Raw genomic sequence first — 20,836 nt, 5'->3', positions numbered from 1 at the left:
GTCAACCCATGACATTGGACAAATAATTTTAGAGAAATCAGGATTAAACCTACAAAATCCATTTGCTAAACTACCCCATAAAAGGGGCCTTTTTATTGCCCGAAATGGATAACTGTGATAATAAAAAGGTAAAATACTCATTCCAACCGCAAAAGCCACAACAAGAGGAGGACATGTCCTTAGAGTAATTTTGGCTACAAAGGACCCGTGATTCGTTATGGATGCCCGTCTCCTCGATAACGTATTAAGGAAGATCTTTAATTCCTTTTCCGTTGTATACGTGGATTTCAACTCAGAGGAATATCGGCCATATAAAGAGAGGGGAATTGGGGGGTTTGTGCGTTTTGACGAGTGGAGGATCTTCTTCGATCGCCATCTCCCCCCGGAAGAGGAGGATAGGACATGGGCCCATGAGCTCTTGAGCATCTATTATTACTGGCTGCTGGGGATCATAAGGCACGATGATGAGGTAGAGATAGAAGCCAGGCTCCTCTGCGAGGATGAAGGATGTCTTGCTGTCTTGAGGCGCTATTTGAGGTTGGCGAGGGAGGGAAGGTAGTTTCAGGGCAGGAGAGATCTTGTCATCTCCCCCCAGATTTGATAAATTCTTAAAAAACAGAAAGTCCTCAGACAATCGGTTATTATTTACCCCCCTTTCAACTTTTTTACTGCTCTTCAAGATCCCTATTTATGGGAAAGGCGGATCCAGAGGGATTGACAGGGTGGGGGTTTTGTGGTTTAGTTAGCTGTTTTAAAATGATGTGGACCTATGAACTTGATTACAATCTTCCCAAAGGGCTTATTGCCCAATACCCCGTTGAACCAAGGGACAAGGCCCGTTTGTTGGTCCTGAACAGAGGGGAAGGAGAAATGATCCACACCACCTTCTCTCACGTGGGGGATTTTTTGCGGAAAGGGGATGTATTGGTGGTAAACGATTCCAAAGTAATCCCAGCCAGGTTGTTCGGGCACAAGGAGACCCAGGGGAAGGTGGAGGTCCTGTTGTTGAGGAAGATGCCCGTGGATGGTGAGACCTGGGAGTGTCTGGTCAAGAGGGGCAAGAGATTAAAGGAAGGGGCCAAGATATATTTTTCCCCTGACCTAAAGGGAGAGGTGGTGGGCAATGGCTCTGGGGGAAAGAAGAGGATTTCTTTTGAGGTCCAGGGGAACTTTTGGGAGGTGATCCAGAGGATAGGACATATACCCCTGCCTCCCTATATTAGAGAGGGGGAGGAGGAGGAGATCGACAAGGAAGGGTATCAGACCATCTTTGCCCGTCATGAGGGGGCGGTAGCTGCCCCAACGGCCGGTCTGCATTTCACCACTGAGTTGGTAGAGGATATGGAGGGGAAGGGCGTACAGGTAGTTTCCCTCACCCTCCATGTTGGTCTCGGTTCATTTCAGCCCATCCGGGCAGAGGAGGTGGAGGGTCATTTTTTAGAGCCGGAATTTTACCATATACCCCTTTCCTCGGCTGAGGCCGTCAATACCGCCCGCAAAGGGGGCGGGAGGATATTTGCGGCGGGTACCACAGTAGTTAGGGCCTTGGAGTCTGCTGCCGATAAGGGAGGGGCACTCCATCCCCAAAGGGGTATGACCGATCTCTATATATGCCCAGAGTATCGGTTCAAGGCGGTCGACGCCTTGATAACCAACTTCCACCTACCCCGCTCGACCCTTCTCCTGCTGGTGTTCGCCTTTGGAGGTAGAGATCTCATCATGAGAGCATATCAGGAGGCGATCAGGGAGAGATACAGATTTTATAGTTATGGGGATGGGATGTTGATCATGTGAAGGGAGGCGGATTCTCTTTTCAACTATTGAAGGAGGTGGAGGGTGAGGGGAGGCTAGGGAGGATATCCACCCCCCATGGTTCATTTTCCACCCCGGCATTTATGCCTGTGGGTAGCCAGGGGAGTGTGAAGGCCTTAGCCCCTGTGGATCTGAAGGAGATCGGAATCGAGATTCTCCTCTGTAATGCCTACCACCTCTACCTCAGACCTGGGACTGAGGTGGTGAGGGAGGGAGGGGGATTACATAGGTTTATGGGTTGGGATGGTCCTATGTTGACGGATAGTGGGGGTTTTCAGATCCTGAGCTTGTGCGCCTTAAGGGAGGTAGGGCCCGATGGAGTACGGTTTCGCTCTCATCTCGATGGATCCCTCCATTTCCTTACTTCGGAAAAGGTCGTGCGGATTCAGGAAGAACTAGGTGCCGATATCATGATGGTTCTGGACGACTGTCCCCCCTATCCTATCTCCTATGGTGAGGCCAAGACTGCTGCGGAGCTGACCACTCAGTGGGCAAAACGGGCAAAGGGGGCGAAAAGCAAAGATGAACATGCCCTCTTCGGCATTGTCCAGGGGGGCATATATCCAGAACTTCGTCGGCAAAGCGCCCATGAGCTGATGGAGATAGGGTTTGATGGTTATGCCATCGGTGGTCTGAGCGTGGGGGAGGAGAAGGAAATCACCTTTGATATAGCGGAGACAGCGGCATCTATGCTCCCCAAAGACTCCCCCCGATATCTGATGGGGATGGGGACCCCTGAGGATATCCTTGCGGGGGTGAGGATAGGAGTGGATATGTTCGATTGTGTTCTGCCTACCCGGTGTGCCCGCACAGGGGTCCTTTTTACCAGCTTCGGTAGGCTCAACATCAAGAATAGCCGCTATAGCAAGGACAAAGACCCCATAGACCCCCAATGTGGCTGTTATACCTGTCGCAATTTTTCCCGGGCCTACCTCAGACACCTCTTTCTGTCCCGGGAGTTGTTGTCTTACAGACTAAATGCCATCCATAACCTCTTTTACTATCACTTTTTGATGAGGGATATCCGCCAGGCCCTTTTCCATGATAAGATGGGCCAATTTGTGCGGGAATTTTTCTCCCCAAAGGGAAGGGATAATAGAGGAGATTCAGAAGAGGAAGGAGGTGAGATATTATGCTAGGTGATATCGCCTATGCCATGGCCCCTGGTGGAGGGGGCGGCGGAGGTCAAGGTGGCTTTGCCGCCTTTATCCCCTTGATCTTGCTCTTTGCCATATTCTACTTCATCCTGATCAGACCGCAGCAAAAAAGGGCCAAGGAGCACAAACAGCTCCTGGCGAACATTAGGAAAGGGGACAAGGTGGTCACAACCGGCGGCCTCTATGGGACCATCACCAACCTGACGGATAGTGTGGTCACCTTGGAGATCGCCGATAAGGTGAAGGTCAAGGTGGGCAGGAACTACATCGCTGGCTTGACCCGGACAGAGTAAGGATTCTTCCTTGCCCTAAGCCCTGAGGTTTAGGGCCGTGGAGACCAAAAGGAGAAGGAAATGCGTACATACGAGACCATGCTCGTTTTGGACCCTGAGATGTCCAAGGAGCAGGTGGATGGATTCGTTGAGAAGGTGAAGGAATTCCTCGACGAGCGCGGAGGTGAGGTATTCAAGGTCGAGGAATGGGGCCTGACGACCTTGGCCTACGAGGTCAGGAAGAAGACAAAGGGGTACTACCTCCTCCTCTATTTTAAAGGGGACGCCGAACTGGTCTCCGAGATGGAGAGAAGCCTTCGTTTGATGGAGGAGGTCCTCCGCTATCTCACCGTCAAGAGGGAAGAGGAGATCTTTGCGCCTCCTAAGGAGGTGGAAGTACCAGAGGAGGAGACGGCCGAAGATCAGGAATTGGTTGTTGCAGGGGAGACGTAGTGTTTTATCTGAACCGCGTCATCTTGGCAGGGAGACTGAAGGATAGCCCCGAGATTAGGTACTCCCCCAAAGGGAAGCCGGTGATCTTTTTCACCCTCAGTCTCCCCTCAGAAAGGCTGGAGGACGAATCCCTGCCTTTTGAGGATGTCTCCATAAGGGTTATGCTTATAGGTGAAAGGTCAGAACTTTGGGCAAAACAGAAGGTAAAGGTGGGTGAGAATATCCTTGTGGAAGGTGGCCTCGTTCAGCGCCGTTGGGAGACAGAGGAAGGGAGGATGAGGAGAGAGATAGGGGTCGTCGCCCATAGTGTTAGAGACTTTAGGTGAAAAGGAGGCTTGATGAGACGACCGGCGAATAGACAACCGGCGAATAGACGAAGAAGGGAGTATACGAGGAAAAAGGTCTGTCGTTTTTGTTCCGACAGTTCCCTGAGGATTGATTATAAGAATTATCGCTTGTTGAAATATTTCCTCACCGAGAGGGGAAAGATTATTCCCAGGCGGATTTCGGGAAATTGCGCCAAGCATCAAAGGGAACTTACCAGGGCCATTAAGAGGGCTCGGCATGTAGCCCTTCTTCCTTTTACCACGTTACCCAAATAGCCTGTTTAGTATTTTACCGTGAAAGTCATTCATGGTGAAATTAAGCTTCCAAGCAGTTTTGGCCTTTATGTTTTTTCAACCGTATTCAGGGGGTTCCGCCCCCTGAAACTCCCAATAGGGTAAGTTTTTCCCTCTTTGGGGGAGCTTGAGGGGGCTTGCTCCCTCAAAGTTGAGCCAGAAGAAGGGAATGTGATATTTTTATGAAAGGGTGAGTGCAAACCCTCATGAGGGTTTAGGGATATTCAGGTCTAGGAGGACAGCTATGGAGGTCATCTTGATGGAAGACATCCCCTCTTTGGGGAAGACAGGGGATGTGGTGAAGGTGTCCGATGGTTACGCCCGAAACTACCTCCTACCCCGCAAGAAGGCGATGATGTCTACGGCCAATAGTCTAAGGGTCTTGGAGCATGAAAAGCGCCTCTTACAGCACAAGCTGAACAGATTTGAGAGGGAGGCGCAAAGGCTGGCCCAGAGGATTGAAGAGATCTCATGTACCGTTGCCAAACCATCAGGTGAAGGGGGCAAGCTCTTCGGAGCAGTCACCTCTGCGGATATCGAGGGGGCATTGCGGGAGCAGGGAGTGCTCGTGGATCGCAAAAAGATAGAGCTAGAAGAGCCCATAAAGAATTTGGGTGTCTATACTGTTCCCATAAGGCTTCACCCCCAAGTGGTGGCCCAGCTAAAGTTTTGGGTGGTGAAGGAGTAAAAAGTGAGGGAAAGGATATGAAGGGCGACATAGATTTGGCTTCCTTCAAACTCCCCCCACAGAACACCGAGGCGGAGCAATCGATCCTGGGGGGTATCCTCATCGAAAACGACGCCCTCAACAGAGTCTTAGAGGTCTTAGAAAACAGAGACTTCTACCGGGAGGTCCACCAAAAGATCTTCCATTGCATGGTAGCCCTTTACGAAAGGAATGAGCCCCTCGATCTAGTAACCCTCACCAACGAATTGAAAAAGACAAAGCAACTGGAGGAGGTAGGTGGGGCCTCCTATCTTGCCAGCTTGGTGGACTCTGTTCCCACGGCCGCCAATATCGTTTATTACGCCAAGATCGTTAAGGAAAAATCCATCCTGAGGGAGTTGATCAGTACGGCTACGGAGATCATCACCCAAAGTTACCAGGAGGGGAGGGATCTTGAGGACTTTCTGGATGAGACGGAACAGGCCATCTTTCGCATATCGGAGCACCGAGTTAAACCCGCCTTCTTTCCCATTAAGGAGATCGTCAAGGATAGCTTTAAGCTCATTGAGAAACTATATGAGAAGAAAGAACTGATCACTGGTGTCCCTTCGGGCTTTAAAGATCTGGACAGGAAGACCGCGGGCTTTCAGCCCGCTGATCTCATCATTGTGGCCGGCAGGCCGAGCATGGGAAAGACCGCCCTTTGTCTGAACATCGCCCAGCACGCTGCCATCAATGTCCGGGTCCCTGCGGCAATATTCTCTTTGGAGATGTCCAAGGAGCAATTGGCCATTCGTATGTTGTGCTCTGAGGCGAGGGTGGACAGTGCCCGGCTGCGCAGCGGTTTTTTGACCGAAAGCGATTGGCCCAAACTCACCATGGCCGCTGGTGCCCTCTCCGATGCCCCAATATTTATTGATGATGCCCCAGCCATATCTGTATTAGAGCTGAGGGCCAAGGCCAGGAGGTTGAAGTCCGATCGTGGCCTGGGCTTGGTCATTGTTGACTATCTCCAATTGATGAGGGGCAGGAGTGGTGCCGAGAGGAGGGAACAGGAGATCTCGGAGATATCACGTTCCCTGAAGGCCTTGGCCAAAGAGCTGAACATCCCAGTGATAGCCATATCTCAATTGAGCAGGAAGGCCGAGGACAGACCTGGTAGGCGACCTCAGCTCTCCGACCTCCGGGAGTCAGGTGCTATCGAGCAGGATGCCGATGTCATCATCTTTATTTATCGAGATGAGGTCTATAACCCCGACTCAGACCACAAGGGGTTGGCCGAAGTCAACATTGCGAAGCAGAGAAACGGTCCTACGGGGAAAGTGGACCTCTCCTTTATCTCTGAGTATACCACCTTTAAGGACCTCTTTCGCGGTGACTATAGTGAGATAGGAGTAGAGGGTTAAGAGGAGATGAATCTGCCCAACACCCTTACCATACTGCGCATCCTCTCCATCCCAGTCTTTACCATCTGTCTGCTCTATGACCACCTCTTTTCCGCGCTGCTTATCTTTGTGGGTGCAGGGATTACCGACGCCCTAGATGGATTGATTGCAAGGTTATACAATCAAAGGACGACCTTAGGTGCATATCTCGATCCCATCGCCGATAAGCTGTTGCTCACCACCGCCTTTGTCGGCCTGGCAATATTGGGGATTGTCCCCGGTTGGCTTACAGTGATAGTTATCGCCAGGGATGTCGTCATCCTGCTGGGCATCCTCATCTTGATCCTCACCTCCCATAAAGTGGAGATCAACCCCATCTTTCTCAGCAAGATCACCACCGTCTTTCAAACCCTGACCATAATCGGGGCCCTTTTGACGCCACAAATCCCTTTCATTAGGGGCTCCTTGCCCTATCTCATTTGGCTGACCACCTTTTTGACCTGTTTCTCGGGGTTTCAATATATACACATCGGAAGTAAACTTTTTAATGAGAAGGGAGGTTGATCATGTCCGCTATCCTAGACATCGTGGCCCGGGAGATCCTCGATTCCCGAGGGAACCCTACGCTGGAGGTTGACGTAACCTTGGAGAGCGGTTTTGGGGGCAGAGCGGCCGTCCCCTCAGGGGCCTCTACCGGAGAGCACGAGGCCGTAGAGCTGAGAGATGGAGACCAGGATAGATATCTGGGAAAGGGGGTCCAGAGGGCGGTGGCCAACGTGAACGAGCGGATCAGCCCTGAACTCATCGGCATGGAGGCATTGGACCAGATGGCCACCGATCAGATCCTCATTGACTTGGACGGTACCCCCAATAAGTCCACCTTAGGGGCCAATGCCATCTTGGGGGTATCTTTGGCCTGCGCCAAGGCAGCTGCGGCCTATCTCTCCCTCCCCCTATATCGTTATCTGGGGGGGGTATACGCCCATCAGCTACCCGTCCCGATGATGAACATCCTGAACGGGGGAAAACATGCCGACAACAACGTGGACTTACAAGAGTTTATGATTGTCCCCTTGGGAACCTCCTCCTTTCATGAGGCCCTCAGGATGGGGGTGGAGGTGTTCCATTACCTCAAGACCATCTTAAAGGGGAAAGGGTACAGCACCGCTGTAGGGGATGAAGGGGGTTTTGCCCCTGATATGCGCTCCAATGAGGAGGCGCTTGTGGTGATAATGGAGGCCATCAAAAAGGCGGGTTATACCCCAGGAGAGGAGGTGGCCATCGCCTTGGATCCTGCGGCCAGTGAGTTCTTCCAAGAGGGAGGGTACATCCTGCAGGCGGAGCAGAAACAGGAGAGGACCTCCTCAGAGATGGTGGCATTTTACGAGGACCTTGTGAGCAGATATCCCATTGTCTCCATAGAGGATGGCTTGGCCGAGGACGATTGGGAGGGGTGGCGAGAACTGAATGCAAGGCTGGGAGGAAAGGTCCAGATCGTAGGCGATGACCTATTTGTGACCAATATAGAACGCTTGGCCAGGGGGATCGATGAGGGGGTGGCCAACTCCATCCTGATCAAACTGAATCAGATAGGGACCCTCACCGAGACCTTCTCAGCCATAGAGATGGCTAAGAAGGCTGGCTATACGGTGGTGATCTCCCATCGATCGGGTGAGACGGAAGATACCACCATCGCCGATGTAGCGGTGGCGGTAAACGCGGGGCAGATCAAGACGGGTTCTGTCTCCCGTACTGATCGGGTGGCCAAATACAATCAACTCCTCCGGATAGAGGAGGAACTAGGAGAGCAAGGGGTATTTCCTGGTAAGGAGGCCTTTTACAGCATCCGCGGGTAAGGAACTCCCTTCATCTTATTCTTTGTCCTTTGGATCTACTCGGTGGTGGATACATATATAAAAGGGAGCATCTCCCCCTCCTGGGTCCTAAATGTAAAGGTCCATCATCAGGGGGGACCCTTTATGTTAACGGGGGGGCCTCGACTATCTCCACCTTACACTCCGTGACCCCCACAGGGGGTGAAAAGAAAATGATGGTAAAGGAGGGACTCCGCTGAGAGGGAACGGGGGCGGCCTTGGCCGAACTTACAAAACCGAAGGACGACTTCAAAGAGGTATAGGTAGATTCTTCAATTTCCTTCTTGGTAATGGTGTGGCCACAATATCCTATGCTAGTGGCCACGATCCTGCCTTCTTTATTGAATAGGAAACCCTTCAGCTTCACGTATTTTTTCGTCTCCTCAGAGTGATTGGTTACCTTTCCCTGGATGACGAAGACCTTCCCCCCCTCTAGTCTTAGTTCATAACGCCTCGGATAGAGAAGTAAGAGTTTATGCTCCGCCTTGCTCCCCATAAAGTGGTAGATCTTTTTATAGATGGACTCAAACACAGGGATAGAGACCTCCCTTTGGGTCCAGTAATAGAAGGCGGCGAGGATTATCACGATCAAGAGGATGGAGAGGAGGAAAGTTCTGGATATCTTGCGTTCCTTCTTCACAGGGGCCTCTTCTGGGACAGAGGCCCGGAAGGGGAACAGCTCCTCCTCTGAACTCAGGCCTTCCTCTGCTGCCCCTTCTTCCCTCAAGACCTTTTTCTCTTGAGCAGCAGGGGGGACAAAGGCCTTGGGCGGAGGACCCTCTTCTGGTGTTGGAGGTCTGGTCTTTATTTGTTCTGGAGGGGGTTTCATAGTGAACTCCTCCTCCCACTCTTTAACAGATGGGCCTTCAACCCTCTCCTCCGTTTCGCCGAAGATCTCCTCCTCATCCAGGAGGAGTGGGTGGGGAACCTTGAACACGTGTTGACACTTGGAACATCTGACCTTGATCCCCTTGGCCCCTACCTTGGAGTCATCAATTCTATACTTTGTCCCACATTTCTCACATTGAACTATCATGGGAACGCCCCTTTTAATTAATAATTATGTACATATTATTTCCCAATAAAAAGAAAAAATCAAGATCTTTTATGGCCAGAGGTTTCCTTTTTGCTGGAAGATACCTGTCATTCGATCCTCTTCCTGCGGAAGATAGCCTAAACTTTATTTTCAATAATACTATAAAATGTACAAAAGTCAAGAAACGGCCTTGGTCTCCTGGAAGGGTATAGAGATACTTACCAAGTTGAATATGGGTATGGGGATGAGATAGAAAGGGGGAGAGGGGGTGAACTGGGGGGAGATTATGGGGGAGGGATGGGGAAGGGAGAGGCTGCCCACCTCATCCTTTTGGTATTCTCCAAGGTGGGTGGGTGTGCTTTGGGATAGGGTTTTGAGGATGCTTCCAGGATGTGAGGACAGCCGTGGATGGATTATATCATGGGGTTCCTCCTCCTTTTTCAACAAAGAGCGGAACAATGTCAAGGTCCTTTCATACTTGAATATCTTGAATTATTTTAATAATAAAATAAAGCATCGTCAAAGAAAACAGAATAAAAGTTACATATCTTACACTAAATATTGTATTTTTAAATTGCGTCACTTTCTTTGCCAGCACTATGGAGACATATTGACATGTCAATATTCCCATTCCAAGTGTAGCACTAAAAACAGTATAATTAAACAAGGTTTGATGAATTATAAAGGTGGTTTTTATGACTTCTGACATATTAAGCCAGAAGGCTAAGATAGTTGGATTTGAGATATGATAACCCATAACAAGGAATAAGTTTTTAAGCAGACATTTCCTATCTAGACTTTTATTTAGATGTAAGCTTTGGTTAACCTCTTTTTTTTCGTCTTTTTTATCTTTGAAAAGAAGAGGAAGTATAATTTCTTTTATGCCTACATAGGCAAGGAAAATGACCCCTATCCCTTGAACGATAAGTTTCAATTTGGGGCTAAAGTTTAAGCCTTCCATTCCAATAAGAAACATTTCGCAAAGAAAAAAATCAGCAATTGCACCAAATATCCCGATAGAAAAACCATGCCAAAATCCCCTTTTTATCGACCGGTTTAGCATAATCTGGCCTAGCGGTCCTAATGGGATAGAATAAATGAAACCTATAAAAAAACCAGCCAGTATCATCTTTCAGTTATCTCAGTTATAAATTTAGAAATTGAATTTCTGACAACATCAAACACTAAAAAATAATTTGTAGTTATTGTTGTAAAAATTTGCGCCGATTCTTTAGAATAACTTTTTAAAGAATGAGGAAATTGTTCTTTCTGAGATTTTATCAAATGTGTAACTCCCCATAAGTATTCAATTTTCATTCGTTTATTTTGACTTTTATAATACAAAATCCCTAAAGTCTCAGCACCATATTTTGATGTTCTTCCTCTCTCAACAAGTGGTAAGATATCTTTTTTATAGACGGCTCTTTCGCCGGCAAGCAGTTCAAGCGGTTTCAGCAGGTTCAATTTCTTACGGTATCTATCAGGACAGGGCTGACCTATTATCATATCTGCCTCTCCTCTTACTAAAGGCAACAGTAATTGTTTAATGTGTTTGCATTCAAACCCAATAATATCAGCATCTATAAAGACAATTATGTCCCCTTTAGACAATTCTACTCCTTCTGTCATGGCATAGGATTTGCCTCTATTTCTGCCAAATTCTACATATTCAAATTTGTTCTCTTGCAAAAGACCTTTTAATATTTTTGCAGTGTTATCTGTGGAACCATCATTTACTACAATTATTTCATCAACTATTTTGCAATCTAATATAGCACTTACAACATTTCCAACAGTCTTCTCTTCATTATAAACGGAGATTACAGCTGTTACTTTCTTATCAGAAAACATTTTAACCTCCTAATTTAAGTGTTTGATGTCATTATAGATATTTAGTTTGCCGCAGCTTTTCTTTCCGCATGGCGATTTAACAAATCCCTTTCCCTTAAAATATCCCCCAGCCTTTTTGAGTAATTGTCGAGATGATTAACCAACACTGGGTCCTCAATTATGGATTCAGCGTCTTCATGGGTAGGATAGGGATTGGTTTTTTTAACCACATTCCGCAGACAATGGGGATTGTCGATGACCATACATGGCATCTGATGATATTTATTCCAGGGTTGACCAGCCCTAATTTCCTTAAAGAAGTCGGAATTCAGGGCATCCCACAGGTGTCCGCCGCGTTCATAGATATCCTTTATGTTATCCACGGCAAACTGGGCGAAGACACAGGGCTCGATGTCACCATTGCTGTTGATGTGAAAATAACCTCCATCTGTTCTGCCGCCGGCCAGACATCCATCTACATAGGGCCCATCGTTCCAGAAATCAGCGACAAAGAGGGGGTACTTGCCGCGTATTTCTTTAATCCTGTCATGGAGGTTTACCCTTTGTTCCGGGGTCAGCATAAGATTAGGGGCTGGTCTGAAACCAATAGGGATATACTGAAAAAGCCAGCCGAAGAGTGCGCCCTTTTCAACAAGGAATTTATAATATTCTTCTTTGAGCAGGGTAGAATAATTGTAGGAAGCCGGCACTGTGGAAAAACCAAAGATTACCCCGGCCTCTTTTAGATTATCCATGGCATGGCAGACCTTTTGGAATGTCCCCTTGCCCCGACGATGGTCAGTCTCTTCTTCAAGACCTTCGCACGAGATTACAGGGGTAATATTGCCCAGTAGGGAGATTTTCCTGGCTAGGGTGGGATCTATCAAAGTGCCATTGGTAAACACCTGAAAGTAGATGTCATTATGGCTGGCAAACAGATCCAGAATATCCTCCCTGAAAAATGGCTCACCACCAGAGATGGTTACCATATAGATGCCCATTGTTTTTGCATCTTTCATGATCTGGTCAATTACGTCGTAAGATAGCCTATCATTCTGGGGATATTTGCCGGCATAGCAGCCAAGGCAGTGTAAATTACACCTCATACTTGGCGAAATAACAAAGAAGAAGGGTTGGGACGTATTGTTTTTGCGGGCGAATTCCACTCTCTTACTCCTCCCTCTAAATACGGCGTTAAGAAAAAAATTGCTTATAAGCTTCTTGCGGCATTGAGGGCTCTTTTTAGCTATAAGTTCAATAAATTGGAGGTAGGGATGGTTATTTTCAAAGGCATCCCGAACGGCATTTATGGCAGGGGAGTAAGTCCCATCCTTATCCAGGCCCTCAGCTATTTTAAGAAGCTTGGGCCATGCCTTTTGAAAGGCCTTACCCTGAATTCCTAACAGAATGTTGCCTACTTGGTTGATAATTGCCTCTTCAGCATGGTCAACAATAACATTTTTCTTTCCGCTTAGACTTTCGATCAAGTGATTACTGGGCATGACCGTCACCCCTTTCCTCTATTGCATCAATATCCGTGACTATTATCCCTGAAAATGGCCGAGGGCAGTTCATACCTTGACGCCCTTCTTTTCGGACACCAAGCCATAAAAAATGATGTTCATCAATTCATCAAGATAATGCTCTATCCGCTCTTCGCTTTCCTGAACTAACCATTTAAGCTCAAATCCCCTCAATGCATGGCCAATGGCCCGGGCTGTAAGAAGGACATTATTAAGGTGAAAAATACCCTTTTCTACCCCCTCTTTTAAAATAGAGTAAATGATATTCACCTCCCGTTCGAAGAGTTCATTACGAATACCCTCAGTACTGGGCAGGAGTTTCTCTATCCCCTCCCGATCCAGGTTCAAGATATTTATGCCCTCGCTCATGTATCGGAACTTCGCTCTGACAAAGGCGATTAGCTTATCCTCTGGTAAGGTCTCTTGATCCACCAAAGATGATATCTTTTCAACTATTTCGTTCGCTTCTCGACTAAGGACTTCTAGGTAAACACTGTCTTTGCTTCCGAAATAGTTATAGATGGTCGCTTTGGCCACCCTGGCCATGCGGGCCACCTCGTCCAGACTCGTTTTCCGAAGTCCATACCGCGCAAACATCTTCCTGGCGGTCCCCAGGATAGACTCTAATTTTTCTTGTTTTATCATTTGTTCTCCTAATATTATACTTTTAGACGATATTTGTTTTATAGTATAGATGTAGTCACAAAAAAATATAATGTCAAGAAGAAAATTTAGGTAATGTCCATTGAAAGTTGGTAGTTGTCCGTTGAAAAGAATTGAAAAATCAATTAATTCAAATAGATAGCAACAAAAAGACTGCAAGTTTTTATTTCATCTAAGTGTGCGTATAGGGGCTTGACAAACCAGAATCATAAATTTATTATTAGAATTCATATTCTTTTTTTAGAATATAAATTATGGAAAGGACGATAGGTAGAAGAGAGAAGGAGCGGCTGGCGAGGAGAAGGGAGATCCTCGCTGCGGCTGAGAGGCTCTTTGCCACCAAGGGTTTCTCAAAGACCACCATGGCCGAGATCGCCGAGGAGTCGGAGTTTGCCCTGGCCACGATCTATCAATTCTTCAAGGGGAAGGACGAGATCTACTTCACCCTCATTGAAGAAAAATCGGAGCTGCTCTTTTCCGTCATCAAGGAGGCCATCAAAGGGATCCCTTCATCCATCGAGAAGATCAAGAGGTTGATAGAGATAGAGCTGAACTTCTTTGAGGAAGATAGGGACTTTTTTAAGATCTTTATTACGGAAAGGAGCGGTTTTGAATGGAGCGCGAGAGAGGAGCGGGAGGAGAAGATCAGGCGAATGTATGACTCCTACATTCAGCTCATCGCTAAGGTCATCAGGGAGGGGATAAGAAAGGGGGAGCTCAAGCCGTTGGATCCGAGGGAGATGGCCTATGGGATAGCAGGGATGATCAACTCTTTTATCTTTCATTGGATGCGCAAGACTGAGGTGGAGCCATTGTCGGATAAAGGGGATACATTGACGGAGATGGTATTGGGGGGATTAAGAGGGTAAAAATAGAAGGATAATGAAAGGATAATAAGATGAGGCTTCCTGAGATATCGGTAAGAAACCCGGTCATGACGGTCATGATCTTTTTCGCCATTATCCTCCTGGGGGCTGTAGCCTTGACCAAATTGAAGATAGACCTGCTGCCGGACATTGAACCCCCCCAGGTGAGTGTCCTCACCTTCTGGCCCGGGGCCAGCGCCACCGATGTGGAGTCGGACGTGACCAAGTACATCGAGGATCAGCTCACCACGGTGAATAACCTCGACAGGCTCACCTCCAAATCCCTTGACAACCTCTCGGTAATCAACTGCCGCTTCGAATGGGGGACGGATCTGGACGTCGCCACCAATGATGTGCGGGATGCCCTGGAGTTGGCAAAGAGGGATCTGCCGGAGGACATCGAAAAGCCCTTCATCTTCAGGTTCACCAGCGCCACCATGCCCGTCCTCGCCATGTTTGTCACCGCCGATGAGAGCTACCCCCAGCTCTATCACATCGTCGACAAACAAATAGCCGATGAGCTGAAGAGGGTCCCCGGTGTGGGGGCCATAGTTTTGTACGGGGGGCTCAAACGCCAGATAAACGTCCACTTCGATCTGCACAGGATAGAGGCCTATAACCTCTCCCTGGCCCAGATCAGGCAGGTCCTGGCGGCGGAGAACCTCAACCTGCCGGCAGGGGAGATCAAACTTGGCAGTCAGGCTTATGCCATAAGGATTCCGGGGAGATACCAGAGTGTAGAGGAGATCGGCGATACAGTCATCGGCAATCATCAGGGGAGGCCCATATACTTAAAGGACGTGGCCCAGGTCACCGATTCCTTCAAAGAGGTCACCCTCATGGGGTGGGGTGATTCTAAGCCGGCGGTGGTCTTGCTCATCCAGAAACAGACCGGGATCAACACCGTAGAGGTCATAGACCGGATAAAAGAGAAGCTGAAGGAGATCAAAGGGGGGCTCCCCGGCGACATAAAGATGGGGATCGTGATGGACACCTCGGAGTTCATCCGCTGGTCCATCGATAACCTCAAGGAGAGCCTCTATATAGGGATCTTTCTGGTGATCGTGGTCACCTTCCTGTTCTTGAGGCGTCTGTGGGGGAGTGTGATCATCCTCCTGACCATCCCCTTTTCCCTGATCGCCTGTTTCATCCTCATGCTTATCTTTGAGTTCACCATCAACACCGTCACCCTCATGGCCCTGGTCATCGCATCGGGGGTGGTGGTGGACAACGCCATCGTGATCCTCGAGAATATTACCCGCCATGTAGAGAGGGGGGCAAAGCCGGCGCCAGCGGCCATATACGGCTCCTCGGAGGTAGGGCTGGCCGTGGCGGCCTCTACATTTACCATCGTGGCCGTCTTTATACCCCTCATGTTCATAACTGGCCTCACCGGCATCATCTTCAAACAGCTCGCCTTTGTCATTGTCGTGGCGATCATGGCCTCCCTCTTTATTTCCCTCACCCTTCCCCCGATGTTGGCCTCCAAGGTATTGAGGCCGGCCAGGGGCATCCGTAAGGGGGGCACCGTCGGAAGGGTAAACGAGGCCTTGGAGAGGGGGTTTTCCCGGGTCGAGGAGGTATATGGGAGGCTCCTGGCCTGGTCCCTCGGGAACAAGAAAAAGGTGATCGCCTTCTCCTTATCTCTGTTTGCGGCGAGTATGGCCTTTATCCCGGTGATAGGGACGGAGCTCGTCCCGGACATGGATTCAGGGGATATCAATATCTTCCTTCGCCTCCCTGAGGGGACCAGGATCGAGGAGACCCATAAGGTCATGGAGAGGATAAACTCCTATTTTCGCCAATACGTCCCTGAGGCAAGGCACTATTATGCCTTTGATGGGCAGACAGAAAAGGGTATGGGTGTGGTCCTTGGTTTTGAGGAGGGGCCCAATGTGGGCGAGGTGGGGGCAAAGTTGGTGAGAAAGAGGGAGAGGGAGAGGTCGACAAAAGAGGTGGCCATGATGCTCCGGGAAAAGATCGAGGAGATCCCGGGTATCGGCAACCTCACGGTGAGCGCTACTGCCCCAATCAAGTCGGTCTTCATGGGGGGGATGAAGAGGATATCGATAGAGGTCTGGGGATACAATATGGAGAAGACCGGGGCCATCGCCAAGGAGATAAAAGGGATAGTAGAAAAGGTCCCCGGGGCGACAGATGTGGCCTTGAGCCAAAAGCCACCCCGGCCAGAGCTCTGGGTAGACATAGACCGCAAGAAGGCCTCCTCTCTGGGGGTAAATGTGGCGATGGTGGCCAGTGTAGTCCGGACCAGCTTTTACGGAGATGATCCCACAGAGTTCAGAGATGCGGGGGAGGACTATGACATATTCCTGCGCCTCGGGGACAGGGACAAGAACAGGATCGCCAGCCTCCTGGAGGTCCCCATACCCACCTTATTGGGCAACCAGGTAAGGCTGGGGAATATCGCTCGGGTAAGGGAGGGTTATGGCCCTGTAGAGATAGAGAGGCGCAACCGACAGCGGATCGTAAAGGTGGAGGCCAACACCTTCGGAAGACCTCTGGGGGATGTGGTGAGGGATATAGAGAAAGGGATCGCCCAGATCCGCGTCCCCGAAGACGTGAAGGTCAGATTCGGGGGCGAGACCGAGGAGCAGCAGAAGGCCTTTCGGGACCTGGGGCTCCTCTTTGTCCTGGGGATCATCCTCGTCTATATGGTGATGGCCTCCCAGTTCAAGTCCTTCCTCCACCCCTTCGTCATCATGTTTTCCCTACCCTTTGCCGTCACCGGGGTGATTCTGATCTTCCTTCTCACGGGCACCACCCTCTCTCTCTTCTCCTACCTCGGTTTGATCATGCTCATGGGGATCGTGGTGAAGAACGCCATCGTGCTGGTGGATTACGTCAACATCCTCAGGGAGAGGGGCCTTTCCCTCTTTGATGCTATCACAACAGGGGGGGCGAACCGATTAAGGCCTGTCTTGATGACCACCCTGACCACATTTTTTGGGATGCTCCCCATGGCGCTCTCCAGGGGAGAGGGTTCGGAGATCTGGAACCCCCTGGGCCTCACCATGATAGGGGGGCTGATTGTCTCCACCCTGGTTACCTTAATCCTCGTGCCGGTGATTTATTCCATCTTCGAGGCCCGCAGCTTTAAGGAGATCTCAGGGAGAAGCCGATGAAGATGATTTGGATCGTATATGATATCGACCGCGAAGAGGAGGTAATGGAGGTCTTAAATAGGTCGGATATCGATGCCTACACTAAATGGGAGAGGGTCTTGGGTGAGGGGAAGAAGAGCGAGCCAAAGCTGGGGACCCACGCCTGGCCCGGCTTTAACTCCGCCCTGGCCATAGCAGCAGAAGAGGATGAGGCCCTTCGTCTCTTAGAGGGGCTGCGTGAGCTTGCCAGGGGCGTAGGATATGCCGGCATCAAGGTCTTTGTGTGGCCGTTGGAAGAGATCATCTGACGGCCGGCTTCCATCTGGCTGGAGGATCAAATGGGGCAAATTTTTCCTTGCAGGATCAAATAGGGTGTGATGAGATGACTATCACTCATTTGGGGCGCCATTAATGGCATCCTCTTCCTCTTTGAAGAGGAGTTAAACAGAGAGATCATCGGGATGGATTTGGAGCAGTTGATCTCATATACCCTTGACCTTTTTATAAAGGCCTTGTGGAAAAAGTAGGGAGGACGATAACATGAAAATGACTTCTTGCCTGTTGGTCAGCCTATTTTTCATATTGACCCTCTCCCCCTCCTTTGGAGAGGAGGATATCCCCCCTCTCACATTGCATGAGAGCATTGAGATCGCCCTGCAGAGGAGCCCCACCGTCAAGGCGGCCAAGGCGGCCATCAAGGAGGCGGAATTCAGGCGCCGGGCCGCCATCAGCGACTTCCTCCCCCAGGTGAGCACCCAATACAGCTATACCAGGTTGGATGAGGAACCAGCTTTTAGCATTCCCTCCATGGGGATTAGGACTACTGTGGGGAACAGGGATGTCTACGATTGGACCAGTACTGTCACACAACCCATCTTTACTGGTGGGGCCCTCATCAATAGCTATCTGTTGGCCAAGTTGGGGGTGGATACAGCCAAGGTTGAACTGGAGATGACTAGGCTCGACCTGATCCTCCAGGTCAAGGAGGCCTATTATGGTGTATTAAAGGCCGAAAAGTTCCTGGAGGTGGCCGAACAAGCGGTCCGACAACTCGAGTCCCACCACAAGGTGGCCAAGGCCTTTTTCGATGTGGGGATGATCCCCAAAAACGATCTCCTCCAGGTAGAGGTCCAACTGGCCCAGACAAGGCAGGATCTTATAAAGGCCCAAAACGGCCTCGCTGTTGCCCGCGCCGTCTTCAACACCCTCCTGCGCCGGTTGTTAGATGAGGAGGTCAAACTGGTGGAGGTCCTTCAATATCGACCCATACAGGTTGATCTGGAGGCCTACACTGAGGAGGCATATAGGAAGAGGCCTGAGATAAAGGCGGCTGAGCTAGGGATAAAGTCGGCGAAAAGGGGGGTAGGTCTGGCTGCCAGTGGCCTCTTCCCCCAGGTAAGCGTCCTTTATAATTACGAACGCCAGGGAGATGATCCCTCGGTCAGCGGGTCCAGATATAAACCTGATGAGGATAGTTGGAACGTGATGGCCCTGGCCCAATGGAATATATGGGATTGGGGGAAGACTTGGTGGGGGGTAGGGGAGAACAAGGCCAAGGTCTTTCAGGCGGAGTGCGCCCTGCAGGAGGCTAAAGATGGGGTGAGGCTGGAGGTCAAGGAGGCCTATCTGAACTTAAAGGAGGCGGAAAAGAAGATCAGGGTGGCCGAGAAGGCGGTGAGCCAGGCAGATGAGAACTTCCGCATAAATGAGGAGAGGTATAAGGGGCAGGTGGCTACTTCCACCGATGTGCTGGACGCCCTGACCCTCCTGACCCAGGCCAGGACCAACTATCATGCCGCCCTGAGCGACTACAACATCGCCAGGGCCCGTCTAAAAAGAGCGATCGGAGAGAGGTGAGGGCAAGTGCTCAATGCAAAATGCATAATGCAAATTGAAAAATGCAAAATAGAAGAAATTTAAAGGTTATTAGACTTCGCAGCAAACAGCATTAAATTTACTGTTAAACTTAAAAGAACTGCTGTAGGACGGCACATAGCAAGCCAGTTGATGCGAGCAGCTACTTCTTCCGGAGCAAATTATGAAGAGGCTTGTGGAGCTGAAAGTAAAGTAGATTTCATACATAAAATGCAACTTGTTTTAAAGGAATTACGGGAATCTTTATATTGGCTGAAACTGGCAGAGAAAACCGGGTTAATTGCAGGCAAGGAGTTACAACCATTGATGGATGAAGCTAATGAATTGGTCAAAATTGTTGCAAAGTCCGTAATTACTGCGAAAAAGGATAAGAAATAATTTTATACTTTGCATTTTGCAATCTTCATTTTTCAATGTTGTATTCACGCTGCGCCTCACTTGTCCTTCGCAAAATCGCCTTCGGCGACTTCGTGAATACAAGACGATGAGGAGGTGAAAGAGATGAAGACACACCTAATGGGAAAGATCCTTGTCTTATCCTTGGCGATAATGATATTCTTTATCTTTGGCTGCAAAGATAGGGGTGCAAAAGAGGCAGTTGAGGCGGCCATCCCTGTGGAGGTGGTAAGGGCTAGGCATGCCACCCTGAAGAGATATATCTCGGCGATGGGGAACATCTTGCCCAGGCAGCAGGTGGTCATCAACCCCAAGGTGTCTGGGAAGATCGAGAAGATATATGTGGATGAGGGTGATTTCGTGAGAAGGGGCGCCCCTTTGGTCCAGCTGGAGAAGACCGATTTCTCCATTGCCCTGGAGGCGGCCGAGGCAGCCCTGGCCGAGGCAACAGCCCACCTGGAGCAGGCAGAAAGGGACTATAAACGCTTCTCCCAACTCATCGAGAAGAAGGTCATCTCCCAACAGCGATACGAGGAGGTAAGGACGGCCTATGAGCTGGCCCAGGCCCGTCATCGATCGGCCCAGGCTGCCCTGAGAAACGCCCGGACTCAACTGGCCGATACCCTTATTACTGCCCCCTTCTCCGGCTATGTGACCGCCCGTTTCATGGACCCAGGGCAGAGGGCCTACACTATGCCCCCTTCTAACATCCTCGAGATAATGGATATCTCCCAGGTGAGGTTGATTATCGATATTGTTGAGAGGGAGCTACCTCACATAAAGATCAAGACACCGGTGGAGGTGGAGGTGGATGCCTATCCTGATCAAAACTCCTCTGGAGAGGTGGACACTATCTATCCCAAGCTCGATCCCGTCACGAGGACCTTTAAAGTAGAGGTGGTCATCGCCAACAAGGACGCCAGGTTGAGAGCAGGGATGTATGCGAGGGTTAGGATATTGGCACAGCGAATAGAGACCCTTGTCGTACCCAGAGATGCGGTCATGAGGATGCCTGCCACCGGGGTGGACTATGTCTTTGTGATAAAGGAAGGGAAGGCCCAACAGAGGAACGTCCAGACCGGTCTTGCAGAGGAGAACCTAGTGGAGGTAAGAGATGGGGTACAAGAGGGGGAAATGGTGGTGGTGGCCGGCCAGCACAACCTGAGGACAGGGGCAAAGGTGAAGATAAGGGTGCAAAAGGATACAACCGAGGGGTAGAGGACGGTGGAGATCAAAGGAGGACCAAAAAAATCGCTTGCGATCGTCATCTTGCTCCTTTTTCTTG

The 20,836-nt window shown here is 49.7% G+C and carries 23 protein-coding genes; 17 read left to right on the top strand and 6 right to left on the bottom strand.

The window, feature by feature from the left end; translation table 11 throughout:
* Positions 1-217: 217 nt before the first annotated feature.
* From JRI46_08510 to eno, 11 genes are all read left to right on the top strand, one after another.
* Complete coding sequence (locus JRI46_08510) at positions 218-559, top strand: hypothetical protein (protein MBW2039621.1); 342 nt, start codon at positions 218-220, stop codon at positions 557-559.
* Between the two features lie 200 nt (positions 560-759).
* Complete coding sequence (gene queA / locus JRI46_08505) at positions 760-1,794, top strand: tRNA preQ1(34) S-adenosylmethionine ribosyltransferase-isomerase QueA (protein MBW2039620.1); 1,035 nt, start codon at positions 760-762, stop codon at positions 1,792-1,794.
* Complete coding sequence (gene tgt, locus JRI46_08500) at positions 1,791-2,951, top strand: tRNA guanosine(34) transglycosylase Tgt (protein MBW2039619.1); 1,161 nt, start codon at positions 1,791-1,793, stop codon at positions 2,949-2,951. The genes queA and tgt overlap by 4 nt, the downstream gene beginning before the upstream one ends.
* Positions 2,945-3,262 carry a preprotein translocase subunit YajC gene (yajC, locus tag JRI46_08495; GenBank protein ID MBW2039618.1) on the top strand — a complete coding sequence of 106 codons (318 nt, stop codon included), beginning with the start codon at positions 2,945-2,947 and terminating at the stop codon, positions 3,260-3,262. The genes tgt and yajC overlap by 7 nt, the downstream gene beginning before the upstream one ends.
* A gap of 60 nt (positions 3,263-3,322) precedes the next feature.
* Positions 3,323-3,694 (top strand): 30S ribosomal protein S6, encoded by a 372-nt coding sequence (gene rpsF / locus JRI46_08490; GenBank protein ID MBW2039617.1) that lies wholly within the window; start codon positions 3,323-3,325, stop codon positions 3,692-3,694.
* Entirely contained in the window at positions 3,694-4,020 is a 327-nt protein-coding gene (gene ssb / locus JRI46_08485; protein MBW2039616.1) for a single-stranded DNA-binding protein, read from the top strand. Before rpsF ends, ssb begins: the two co-directional genes overlap by 1 nt.
* 12 nt (positions 4,021-4,032) lie before the next feature.
* Positions 4,033-4,296 carry a 30S ribosomal protein S18 gene (locus tag JRI46_08480; GenBank protein ID MBW2039615.1) on the top strand — a complete coding sequence of 88 codons (264 nt, stop codon included), beginning with the start codon at positions 4,033-4,035 and terminating at the stop codon, positions 4,294-4,296.
* A 262-nt stretch (positions 4,297-4,558) separates the two neighbouring features.
* Entirely contained in the window at positions 4,559-5,002 is a 444-nt protein-coding gene (locus tag JRI46_08475) for a 50S ribosomal protein L9 (GenBank protein MBW2039614.1), read from the top strand.
* 17 nt (positions 5,003-5,019) lie between these two features.
* Positions 5,020-6,387 (top strand): replicative DNA helicase, encoded by a 1,368-nt coding sequence (gene dnaB / locus JRI46_08470; protein ID MBW2039613.1) that lies wholly within the window; start codon positions 5,020-5,022, stop codon positions 6,385-6,387.
* A gap of 6 nt (positions 6,388-6,393) precedes the next feature.
* Entirely contained in the window at positions 6,394-6,930 is a 537-nt protein-coding gene (locus JRI46_08465; protein MBW2039612.1) for a CDP-alcohol phosphatidyltransferase family protein, read from the top strand.
* Between the two features lie 2 nt (positions 6,931-6,932).
* On the top strand, positions 6,933-8,222 hold the full coding sequence (gene eno / locus JRI46_08460) for a phosphopyruvate hydratase (protein MBW2039611.1): 1,290 nt from the start codon (positions 6,933-6,935) through the stop codon (positions 8,220-8,222).
* A 121-nt stretch (positions 8,223-8,343) separates the two neighbouring features.
* Here eno and JRI46_08455 read toward each other — a convergent pair whose 3' ends face one another.
* The 6 genes from JRI46_08455 to JRI46_08430 form a co-directional block, all read right to left on the bottom strand.
* Positions 8,344-9,276 carry a zinc-ribbon domain-containing protein gene (locus JRI46_08455; GenBank protein MBW2039610.1) on the bottom strand — a complete coding sequence of 311 codons (933 nt, stop codon included), beginning with the start codon at positions 9,274-9,276 and terminating at the stop codon, positions 8,344-8,346.
* A 177-nt stretch (positions 9,277-9,453) separates the two neighbouring features.
* Positions 9,454-9,741, bottom strand: coding sequence for a hypothetical protein (locus JRI46_08450; GenBank protein ID MBW2039609.1), 288 nt, complete (start codon positions 9,739-9,741; stop codon positions 9,454-9,456).
* Between the two features lie 7 nt (positions 9,742-9,748).
* Complete coding sequence (locus JRI46_08445; protein ID MBW2039608.1) at positions 9,749-10,405, bottom strand: LysE family transporter; 657 nt, start codon at positions 10,403-10,405, stop codon at positions 9,749-9,751.
* Positions 10,402-11,127, bottom strand: a complete 726-nt coding sequence (locus JRI46_08440; GenBank protein ID MBW2039607.1) for a glycosyltransferase — start codon at positions 11,125-11,127, stop codon at positions 10,402-10,404. The genes JRI46_08445 and JRI46_08440 overlap by 4 nt, the downstream gene beginning before the upstream one ends.
* A 41-nt stretch (positions 11,128-11,168) precedes the next feature.
* Complete coding sequence (locus JRI46_08435) at positions 11,169-12,608, bottom strand: radical SAM protein (protein MBW2039606.1); 1,440 nt, start codon at positions 12,606-12,608, stop codon at positions 11,169-11,171.
* Between the two features lie 69 nt (positions 12,609-12,677).
* The gene (locus JRI46_08430) at positions 12,678-13,274 is read right to left on the bottom strand and encodes a TetR/AcrR family transcriptional regulator (protein ID MBW2039605.1); all 597 of its coding nucleotides are present in this window, start codon (positions 13,272-13,274) and stop codon (positions 12,678-12,680) included.
* Positions 13,275-13,546: 272 nt separating this feature from the next.
* Here JRI46_08430 and JRI46_08425 point away from each other — a divergent pair, with 272 nt between their 5' ends.
* From JRI46_08425 to JRI46_08400, 6 genes are all read left to right on the top strand, one after another.
* Positions 13,547-14,161: a TetR/AcrR family transcriptional regulator gene (locus JRI46_08425; protein MBW2039604.1), complete on the top strand. Its 615-nt coding sequence runs from the start codon at positions 13,547-13,549 to the stop codon at positions 14,159-14,161.
* A gap of 29 nt (positions 14,162-14,190) precedes the next feature.
* The gene (locus JRI46_08420; protein MBW2039603.1) at positions 14,191-17,301 is read left to right on the top strand and encodes an efflux RND transporter permease subunit; all 3,111 of its coding nucleotides are present in this window, start codon (positions 14,191-14,193) and stop codon (positions 17,299-17,301) included.
* A complete protein-coding gene (locus JRI46_08415) occupies positions 17,298-17,588 on the top strand; it encodes a transcriptional regulator (protein MBW2039602.1) in 291 nt (96 codons plus the stop codon). Before JRI46_08420 ends, JRI46_08415 begins: the two co-directional genes overlap by 4 nt.
* A gap of 232 nt (positions 17,589-17,820) precedes the next feature.
* Positions 17,821-19,137, top strand: coding sequence for a TolC family protein (locus tag JRI46_08410; protein ID MBW2039601.1), 1,317 nt, complete (start codon positions 17,821-17,823; stop codon positions 19,135-19,137).
* Positions 19,138-19,227: 90 nt separating this feature from the next.
* Complete coding sequence (locus JRI46_08405; protein MBW2039600.1) at positions 19,228-19,533, top strand: four helix bundle protein; 306 nt, start codon at positions 19,228-19,230, stop codon at positions 19,531-19,533.
* A 123-nt stretch (positions 19,534-19,656) separates the two neighbouring features.
* Positions 19,657-20,769 carry an efflux RND transporter periplasmic adaptor subunit gene (locus JRI46_08400; GenBank protein MBW2039599.1) on the top strand — a complete coding sequence of 371 codons (1,113 nt, stop codon included), beginning with the start codon at positions 19,657-19,659 and terminating at the stop codon, positions 20,767-20,769.
* Positions 20,770-20,836: the final 67 nt, after the last annotated feature.

The organism is Deltaproteobacteria bacterium (assembly GCA_019308925.1).
GTDB lineage: Bacteria > Desulfobacterota > B13-G15 > B13-G15 > RBG-16-54-18 > JAFDHG01.
Note: the sequence above shows the minus strand (reverse complement) of the source record. Positions and strands in the feature narration are given on the sequence as shown.